The organism is Rossellomorea sp. NPDC071047 (assembly GCF_050270195.1).
Taxonomy (GTDB): Bacteria; Bacillota; Bacilli; order Bacillales; family Bacillaceae_B; genus Rossellomorea.
This window is the reverse complement of record NZ_JBNNJT010000001.1, coordinates 1,370,987-1,378,467: the sequence shown is the minus strand read 5'-3', so window position 1 is coordinate 1,378,467 and position 7,481 is coordinate 1,370,987. Positions and strand designations below refer to the sequence as shown.

At 40.4% G+C, this 7,481-nt stretch carries 8 protein-coding genes and 1 other annotated feature; all 8 genes read left to right on the top strand.

Going from position 1 to position 7,481, the window contains the following annotated elements:
- Nucleotides 1-233 precede the first annotated feature (233 nt).
- The 8 genes from ACQKFO_RS07070 (at nt 234) to ileS (ending at nt 7,440) form a co-directional block, all read left to right on the top strand.
- Nucleotides 234-521 (top strand): YlmC/YmxH family sporulation protein, encoded by a 288-nt coding sequence (locus ACQKFO_RS07070; protein WP_427597613.1) that lies wholly within the window; start codon nt 234-236, stop codon nt 519-521.
- 50 nt (nt 522-571) lie between these two features.
- Nucleotides 572-1,408 carry a peptidoglycan editing factor PgeF gene (gene pgeF / locus ACQKFO_RS07065; protein ID WP_427597612.1) on the top strand — a complete coding sequence of 279 codons (837 nt, stop codon included), beginning with the start codon at nt 572-574 and terminating at the stop codon, nt 1,406-1,408.
- Nucleotides 1,395-2,069: a YggS family pyridoxal phosphate-dependent enzyme gene (locus ACQKFO_RS07060; RefSeq protein WP_427597611.1), complete on the top strand. Its 675-nt coding sequence runs from the start codon at nt 1,395-1,397 to the stop codon at nt 2,067-2,069. Before pgeF ends, ACQKFO_RS07060 begins: the two co-directional genes overlap by 14 nt.
- A gap of 16 nt (nt 2,070-2,085) precedes the next feature.
- The gene (locus tag ACQKFO_RS07055; RefSeq protein WP_113968289.1) at nt 2,086-2,529 is read left to right on the top strand and encodes a cell division protein SepF; all 444 of its coding nucleotides are present in this window, start codon (nt 2,086-2,088) and stop codon (nt 2,527-2,529) included.
- An 8-nt stretch (nt 2,530-2,537) separates the two neighbouring features.
- The gene (locus ACQKFO_RS07050) at nt 2,538-2,801 is read left to right on the top strand and encodes a YggT family protein (protein ID WP_148968675.1); all 264 of its coding nucleotides are present in this window, start codon (nt 2,538-2,540) and stop codon (nt 2,799-2,801) included.
- 97 nt (nt 2,802-2,898) lie between these two features.
- Nucleotides 2,899-3,669, top strand: a complete 771-nt coding sequence (locus ACQKFO_RS07045; RefSeq protein WP_427597609.1) for an RNA-binding protein — start codon at nt 2,899-2,901, stop codon at nt 3,667-3,669.
- Nucleotides 3,670-3,758: 89 nt separating this feature from the next.
- A complete protein-coding gene (locus ACQKFO_RS07040; protein WP_427597607.1) occupies nt 3,759-4,274 on the top strand; it encodes a DivIVA domain-containing protein in 516 nt (171 codons plus the stop codon).
- 50 nt (nt 4,275-4,324) lie between these two features.
- Nucleotides 4,325-4,561, top strand: a binding site (T-box leader).
- 107 nt (nt 4,562-4,668) lie between these two features.
- On the top strand, nt 4,669-7,440 hold the full coding sequence (gene ileS, locus ACQKFO_RS07035; RefSeq protein WP_427597606.1) for an isoleucine--tRNA ligase: 2,772 nt from the start codon (nt 4,669-4,671) through the stop codon (nt 7,438-7,440).
- The last annotated feature ends 41 nt before the right edge of the window (nt 7,441-7,481 follow it).

Sequence of the window (7,481 nt, the reverse complement as noted above, 5' to 3'; positions counted from 1 at the left end):
ATAAGGTGAACTATCCGGAAAGGCGCTCTCTGCCTTTATGGATGGTTTAACTTATGACCTCGAGCTTCTAAGCCCTGCAGCTGGACAAAGAAAAGAAAGGCGGAACTCCTTCGGGTAGGTCTGCCTTTTTTTTTGTTGCATACACTATTAATAACTACTTGAATTGGGTGGATGAACTGTCTTTGAATAAATGGTACACAATGAGAAACAACCAGAAGAGAGGGTGAAAACAGATGGTACGTATATCTGAATTTCAGGTGAAAGATGTTGTGAGTATATCTGACGGGCGGAAATTAGGGAATATAGGGGATATAGAAATTAACCTGGATACTGGAAAAATTGAGGCCATTGTCATCGGAGGTGGAGGGAAGATATTGGGTTTCTTCGGAAAAGATGAAGATATTGTGATTCCTTGGAGCAGCATTGTAAAAATAGGGGAAGATGTTATCCTGGTCAGATATAAAGAAAGTCATTATATTCAAGGTCAACTGCAAGAACCGAAACAAGCCCCCGATACATGACGAATCTTCAGGGAATATGGTACACTTAATAAAAACGAAGGAGATTCAACGTGTCTAAGGAGCCTTTCAATAGAGAAACAGAATCTTATTATTCTATAAATACATGGACGAAAACTAATCCTGGGCTGGTTGCAGGGATCACAACAAGATGGGGTGGCGTCAGTACGGGACCATTTCACTCTTTCAATATGGGATTGCACGTGGGAGACGATGAATCTTCAGTGATTCAAAATCGTCAATTACTTGCTTCCAGTTTGATGATGCCAGTTGAATCATGGGTAGCTGCTGAGCAAACCCATGGAAACAACATTCATACAGTAGGAAAAGTAGACATGGGAAAAGGTGCAGAGCACTATCATACCAGCATTAAAGATACTGATGGCTTTATTGCTCGGAATGAGAATATTCTATTGACGATGTGTTACGCGGATTGTGTTCCTCTCTATTTCCTGGATAAAGATTCGGGTACAATCGGATTGGCCCATGCCGGATGGAAAGGTACTGTTTTACAAATAGGGTCCAAAATGGTCGATGCTTATATGGAGAAAGGGGCCTCCATGTCTTCCCTGGAGGTTGTGATCGGGCCATCCATATGTAAGAATTGCTATGTAGTTGATGACTATGTGATCAATAAAGTGAAAAAAACACTAGAAGATGAAAACAACTTACCCTATAATTTAAAGGAAGAGGGACAATATTACCTCGATTTAAAGAAATTGAATGAACAGCTTTTAGTGCAAGCTGGTTTAAATGCTGAACAAATCCACACTTCTGGTTATTGTTCATCCTGTCACAATGAGTTTTTCTCCTACAGAAGAGATGCTGGTAAAACAGGAAGAATCATGAGCTTCATTGGCTGGAAGGAGAAGAAAGATGAAGGTATCTGAAAAACTTAAAATCATCCAGAAAAATATTGAAAACGCATGTGAAAGCAGTGGAAGAAATCCTGAAGCCGTACATGTTGTAGCGGTCACTAAATATGTTTCAATTGAGAGAGCCGAAGAAGCTGTTGAAGCCGGCCTCATCCACTTAGGTGAGAACCGTGACGAAGGAATGCTCTCAAAATGGGATGTTCTACAGGACAAACCCCAGTGGCATTTTATTGGTTCTCTGCAAACTAGAAAAGTAAAAAACATCATTGATAAAGTATCATACATACATTCTCTGGATCGTCTGTCATTAGCCAAAGAAATTCATAAAAGAGCGGACAAGCCTGTGTCCTGTTTCGTTCAAGTGAATGTTTCGGGAGAAGATTCTAAACATGGGTTATCACCTCAAGAGGTAAAAGAATTAATTGTGAGTCTAAAAGACTTCACAAATATTAAAGTCGTAGGATTAATGACGATGGCTCCACATACGGACGATGAACCATTCTTAAGGACTTGTTTTAGACAGTTGAAAACAATCCAGGAAGAAGTCATCTCTTTAAACCTCCCATATGCCCCTTGTACAGAATTATCAATGGGGATGAGCAATGATTACATGATTGCAATCGAAGAGGGAGCTACTTTTATTCGTATTGGAACTGCATTAGTTGGAAATGACTGAGAGGGGATGAATACAAATGGGTATCAAGTCAAAGTTTAAAACGTTCTTTTTGCTGGATGAAGATGAATATGATTATGAAGAAGAAAAGTTTGAGGAAGAATATGAGGAGAAAAAGCCCATGAAGTCGCAGCTTTCAAATTCGAAACAAAATGTTGTAAGTCTTCAAAGTGTTCAAAAATCTTCCAAGATGATTCTGGTTGAGCCAAGAGTATATGCCGAAGCTCAAGAGATTGCTGATCATTTAAAGAATAGACGCTCTGTACTGGTAAACTTACAGCGGATTCAACATGATCAAGCGAAACGCATTGTCGACTTTTTAAGTGGAACTGTGTACGCAATTGGCGGCGACATTCAGCGTGTAGGAGATAATATTTTTCTTTGTACGCCTGATAATGTGGAAGTGAGCGGGAATATCTCTGAGTTCTTGAAAGAAGAAGATCTATCAGATTCGAGGTGGTAATGTAAATTATGGTGTTGCTTTATGAGATTTTATCGAACCTTATTCAAATATACTCCTGGGCTTTAATCATTTATATATTAATGTCCTGGTTTCCAAATGCAAGGGAATCGGCAATCGGTCAGTTCTTATCAAGAATATGCGAACCGTATTTAGAGCCGTTCAGACGTTTCGTTCCTTCAATCGGGATGATTGATATTTCACCAATTGTGGCATTCATTGTGTTGAACTTGGCGCAATCTGGGTTATACCAATTATTTAGATGGCTTATATAATTGAGAATCAGGATATCAATTTTCCTTTAAAGAACTGAAACAGGATTGAACAGTTTCAGTTCTTTTATTTTGGGTAAATCACATAAGGGGTGAGCATGTGTCTTTAATTTATCAACATTTCAGGCCGGATGAGAAAGAGTTTGTCGATGCTGTACTGGAGTGGAAACTGGCAGTGGAAAATCAATATTCAGCCAAACGAACGGACTTTTTGGATCCGAGACAACAGTATATTGTCGAGTCGATCATCGGAAACAACGACGAAATTCTTTTCTCCTTTTACCCTGAGAATACGGAGAGGAAGAGAGCATTATTATATCCTTCTTATTTTCAACCTGAGGAAGAAGATTTTGGTATTAAGTTATTTGAAATACAGTACCCGTCCAAGTTTGTTACAATAGAGCATAGACAGGTATTAGGGACTCTCATGTCATTAGGATTGAAACGGGAAAAATTCGGGGATATTTTATTTGAGGACGATACCATTCAACTCATGCTCGCAGATGAAATTTCTGAATACGTCCGGATGGAGCTCAAACAAATAGGCAAAGCAAAGATTTCCATGAAGGATATTCCAATGGAAGATCGAATCGAGAGTAAGGAAGAATGGATGGAAAAAGTGACTACCGCAAGCTCCCTGCGGTTAGATGTCATTCTCGCAGCAATCTATAATGACTCCCGCCAAAAAGCTCAAACACTGATTAAAAGCAATCATGTAAAAGTCAATTGGAAAACAGTCGAAAATGCCTCGTTTGAAGTGGAAGCTGGGGATGTAATTTCAGCAAGAGGGTATGGAAGAAGTAAGTTATTGTCCATTGAAGGAAGAACGAAACGGGATAAATGGCGAATTTCTGTTGGAATACTGAAATAATTTAAGAAAATTAAAGGAATTCTCCCACATACTGTCGAAATTTTAGTTATAATAAATATGTAATTCACCAAGTACTGGAGGTGGCTCCCATGCCTTTAACGCCATTAGACATACATAATAAAGAATTTAGTCGTGGCTTTCGTGGTTATGATGAGGACGAGGTTAATGAATTTTTGGATCAAATTATTAAGGATTATGAAATTCTTATCCGCGAGAAGAAGGAAACGGAAGAACGTTTAAACTCCTTGAATGAACGTTTAGGACATTTTACAAATATCGAGGAAACGTTAAACAAGTCAATCGTCATTGCTCAAGAAGCAGGGGAAGAAGTTAAGCGTAATGCGATGAAAGAATCGAAGCTGATCATCAAGGAAGCCGAGAAGAATGCTGATCGCATCGTTAATGAATCATTATCTAAAGCCCGTAAGATTGCCATCGAGATTGAAGAACTCAAGAAGCAGTCAAAGGTGTTCCGGACGCGTTTCAAAATGTTAATCGAAGCTCAGCTTGATTTACTTGATACAAATGACTGGGATCGGTTAATGGAATTCGATCTGGACGCAACAGATTTAAAAACTTTAAAAGAAGAAGAGACATTGTCTTGACGAAAAGCGCAATACTTTCATATAATTGAACAACAATCTAAATTGCCATAATGAAGGCTAAGACAGGGACAGTACGTTCTTATGATATTTCCTTTCTAGCGAGTCGGGGACGGTGTAAGCCTGACAAGGAACAAAGGTACGGAAGATCACCCTCGAGCTCTGCTCATGAAATTCACTTCTGGAGAGTAATGAATAGCGTCTTGTTCACGTTACGAATCAATACGAGTGAAGATCTATTTAGATCTTTATGAGGGTGGTACCGCGGGAAAAGCTTTCTCGTCCCTTTACAGGGATGAGAAAGCTTTTTTTTTGTTTCCAAAAGGGATAGCCTGATTAAGAGTCGCGGGATTTAGAAAAGATGGCAATTAAGAGAAACGTTTAGGAGGAAGATTTGATGGAGTATAAAGATACATTATTGATGCCGAAGACGGAATTTCCTATGAGAGGAAATTTACCGAAACGCGAACCGGATACACAGAAGAAATGGGAAGAAATGAATATTTACCAAAAAGTGCAGGAGAGAACGAGTGATCGTCCTTTATTTGTACTTCACGATGGACCTCCCTATGCCAATGGAAATATCCATATGGGTCACGCATTAAATAAAATTCTTAAAGACTTTATCGTCCGCTATAAATCCATGAGTGGTTTCCACGCACCATATGTTCCAGGCTGGGACACTCATGGTTTACCGATTGAGCAGGCGTTAACGAATAAAGGCGTGAAGCGTAAAGAAATGACTATCGCAGAGTTCCGTAAATTGTGTGAAGAATATGCTTATGAGCAAGTTGATAACCAACGCACTCAGTTCAAGCAATTAGGTGTGCGTGGTGATTGGGATAATCCATATATTACCTTAAAGCCTGAGTACGAAGCTCAACAGATTAAAGTATTCGGTGATATGGCGAAGAAAGGCTATATCTATAAAGGTAAAAAGCCAGTGTACTGGTCTCCTTCAAGTGAATCAGCACTAGCGGAAGCAGAAATCGAGTATCAGGATAAACGTTCTCCATCCATCTACGTTGGATTCGCCGTTACAGAAGGTAAGGGTGTTCTTGATGAAGGGACTCAATTAGTCATCTGGACGACAACTCCTTGGACGATTCCTGCCAACCTGGGGATTGCCGTACATGAAGATCTAAGCTATGTCGTTGTAAATGTGAAAGAAAACAGCTATGTAGTTGCAGAGGATTTACTGGAAGAAGTTGCGAAGAATCTGGAATGGGAAGATATCTCAGTAACCAAAAAGGTTAAAGGGGCGGAGCTTGAGCATATCGTGGCAAAACACCCACTTTACGAAAGGGATTCACTTGTTGTACTTGGTGAACATGTAACGACTGACTCTGGTACTGGATGTGTTCATACCGCACCAGGACACGGGGAAGATGACTTCCTGGTAGGAAAGAAATATGGATTGGATGTGTTATGTCCGGTAGACGATAAAGGAGTAATGACTTCAGAAGCACCTGGGTTTGAAGGCTTGTTCTATGATAAAGCCAATAAACCGATTACCGAAAAGCTCCAGGAAACAGGAGCATTGTTAAAGCTTAACTTTATCACTCACTCCTATCCACATGATTGGCGTACGAAAAAGCCTGTTATCTTTAGAGCGACGGCACAATGGTTTGCGTCAATCGATAAATTCCGTAAAGAACTCCTGGAAGCCGTTAATGAAACGAAATGGGTACCTGCTTGGGGAGAAACCCGCCTTTACAATATGGTCAGAGACCGTGGAGACTGGTGTATTTCAAGACAGCGTGCATGGGGAGTGCCAATCCCGGTATTTTATGCGGAAAATGGCCAGGAGATCATTACTGATGAAACAATCGACCATGTATCAAAGCTTTTCCGTGAACACGGTTCAAATATCTGGTTCGAAAAAGAAGCGAAGGATCTTCTACCTGAAGGGTTCACACATGAAGGAAGTCCTAATGGGAAGTTCACGAAAGAACAGGATATCATGGATGTCTGGTTTGACTCAGGTTCTTCACATCAAGCGGTACTTGAAGAAAGAGATGACCTCGAGCGTCCTGCAGATCTTTATTTAGAGGGCTCTGACCAATATCGCGGATGGTTTAACTCTTCATTGACTACAAGTGTAGCAGTGACGGGGAAAGCTCCATATAAAGGTGTGTTAAGTCACGGATTTGCTCTTGATGGTGACGGAAGAAAAATGAGTAAATCATTAGGGAACGTAGTCGTTCCTGAAAAAGTGATGAAGCAGCTTGGAGCCGATATCCTTCGCCTTTGGGTTGCGTCGGTTGATTATCAGGCGGATGTTCGTGTATCAGATCCAATTCTGAAGCAAGTGGCTGAAGTGTATCGAAAAATCCGTAACACGTACCGCTTCTTATTAGGAAACCTTTCTGACTTTGATCCAAGTACCAATGCGGTATCCTTCGGTCAATTAAGAGAAGTGGATCAATTCATGCTTGTGAAATTGAATGATCTTGTGAAAAATGTAAGAAATTCATACGACAAATATGAATTTGCAAGCATCTATCACGCTGTAAATAATTTCTGTACGTTGGATTTAAGTTCATTCTACTTAGACTTTGCGAAGGATGTTCTATATATCGAGTCAGAAAATCATGACGAGCGTCGGGCCATTCAAACTGTGCTATATGAATCTCTGGTTGCTCTTACGAAACTGATGTCTCCAATCCTTTCTCATACAGCTGATGAAGTGTGGGCTCATATCCCTGGAGTGGAGGGAGAAAGTGTTCAACTTACTGATATGCCTGAAGTGCAAGAGTTTAGAAATGCTGATGAGTTGAAGAAGAAATGGAATGCTTTCCTGGAGTTAAGGGATGATGTGTTAAAGGGGCTTGAAGAAGCTCGTAATCAGAAGATGATCGGGAAATCATTAACGGCCAAAGTGACTCTTTACGTGAATGATGAAACGAAAGCTTTACTTGGTTCCATTAAGGAAGACTTAAAGCAATTGTTCATTGTGTCCGCCTTTGAAATCGGTGGAGCAGTGAACGAAGCACCAGAACATGCATTAAGTATTGGTGAAAACAATATTGTCGTCGAAAAAGCCGAAGGTGAAACATGTGACCGCTGTTGGGTTGTCACAACCACAGTTGGACAGGATAAGGATCATCCTGCGCTTTGTACACGCTGTGCATCAGTAGTGAAAGAAAGCTATTCTCACCTGGCATAATCCCGAAAGGCTGACCCGCATTTTTATGTGAGTCAGCCTTT